Consider the following 1,917-nt stretch of genomic DNA (forward strand, 5'->3'; position numbering starts at 1 on the left):
GGTGACGTCGACCGGCACCGAGATCGACCGCATCCCGGACAGCGACAGCCGCCGCTGCCACCCCGGCGGGGTGGTGGCCCGCGAGTCGACCCCGGCCACCACCCGGGCGACGTAGCGGTCACACGCCGCGGTGTCCTCGACGACGACCGGATAGGCCTCCCCGGCGGGCCCCGGGCCGGCGGCCAGGTCCGCCGACGCGCCCGGGTCCGTGAACGGCAGCGCGAAGGCGATCGCCGCCTCCCGGGCGATCCCCCGCACCGACAGGCCGTAGCCCCGGTCCGGGGTGACCGCGATGTCGAGCACCTCGTCGGCGAGATCGAGCAGCTCGGCGACGTCGGCGCCGATCGGCGCCCGCGGCGCGAGCACCAGGATGCCGCCGGACTCCTCGCCAAGGCCCAGTTCCCGGGCCGAGCAGATCATCCCCTCGCTGACATGGCCGTAGGTCCTCCGCGCGGTGATCTCGAACCCGCCGGGCAGCACGGCGCCGGGCAGCGCGACCGCCACCCGGTCACCGACGACGAAGTTGTGCGCCCCGCAGATGACGCCGCGCACGCCCTCGCCCTCGGATCCGGCATCCCCGGATCCGGCATCCCCGGATCCGGCGCTCTCGGCGACCCGGACCTGGCACCAGCGGACGGCCTTCTTCTTCGTCTCGACGATCTCGAAGTCGACGATCTCCCCGACGACCACGCCGGAGAACTCGCCCCCGGCGCTGCGCAGTCCCTCGACCTCGAAACCGGCCCGGATCAACGCGTCGGCGACGGCCCGCGTGGGCGGCAGCCCCGCCACATACTCCCGCAGCCAGGACATCACGATCAGCATGGGTCAGTCCTCGATTCCGAACGGCAGGCTGAACCGGACGTCACCGTCGACGAAATCGCGGATCTCCCGGATGCCATGGCGGACCATCGCGGCCCGTTCCAGCCCCATCCCGAACGCGAAACCGCTGTACCGGGTCGGATCGACCCCCGCGGCCCGCAGGACGTGCGGGTCGACCATGCCGCAGCCGCCGGCCTCGATCCAGCCCTCGTCCGAGCAGACCCGACAGGGCTGGCGGGCCGCCTCCCCGCGGCAGGCGAAGCACTGCACGTCCAGTTCCGCGGACGGCTCGGTGAACGGGAAGAACGACGGGCGCAGCCGCGTCGACAGGCCCGCCCCGAACAACGCCTGGGCGAAGACCTCCAGGGTGCCACGCAGGTCCGCCATGGTGATGCCCCTGTCCACGGCCAGACCTTCGAGCTGGCCGAAGACCGGCGAGTGCGTCGCATCGATGGTGTCGTTGCGGTATGTCCGCCCCAGGCACACGACGTACACGGGCAGCGGGCGGTTCAGCAGGGAGCGGATCTGCACCGGGGAGGTGTGGGTACGCAGCACCCGGCCCGCACCGGTCGGCGCGACGTAGAGCGTGTCGTGCTCGCTGCGGGCCGGGTGATCGGGCGCCATGTTCAGGGCCTCGAAGTTGAACCAGTCGTGTTCGACCTCGGGTCCCTCGGCGGCCTCGTAGCCCATCGCCACGAACACGTCGGCAAGCCGGTCGGACAGGGCGGTCAGCGGGTGGCGGGCACCACGGCGGCGACGGTCGACGGGCAGGGTCACGTCGACCCGTTCCTCGTGCAGCACCCGGGCGTCGCGCTCGGCGGTGAGTTCGGCCAGCCGGGCGTCGTAGGCGGCCTGTACCGCCGTGCGGGCGGCGTTGTGCCGGCGACCGGCGTCGGCACGCTCCGCACGGGGCAGGGCACCGAGCTCCCGGCGGGCCAGCACCAGCGGTGCGGAGGCGCCCTGGATGTGGGCGGTACGGACGGCTGCCAGCGCGTCGAGGTCGGCGGCGGCGCGGATCGACTCCCGCGCCGCGTCAACGGCCGCGTCGAGCTGATCAGGGTCGAGGGCGTGGACCCGGGACGGGTCGACAGTCTCTCC

At 73.3% G+C, this 1,917-nt stretch carries 1 protein-coding gene and 1 pseudogene; both read right to left on the reverse strand.

The window, feature by feature from the left end:
- Nucleotides 1-822, reverse strand: a pseudogene (locus tag ACY45C_RS07415) (phenylalanine--tRNA ligase subunit beta); the annotation flags it as partial.
- Nucleotides 823-825: 3 nt separating this feature from the next.
- Nucleotides 826-1,917: phenylalanine--tRNA ligase subunit alpha (pheS, locus tag ACY45C_RS07420; protein ID WP_462186892.1), on the reverse strand; the 1,092-nt coding region annotated here is incomplete at its 5' end.

This window comes from Frankia sp. CcWB2 (assembly GCF_977927585.1).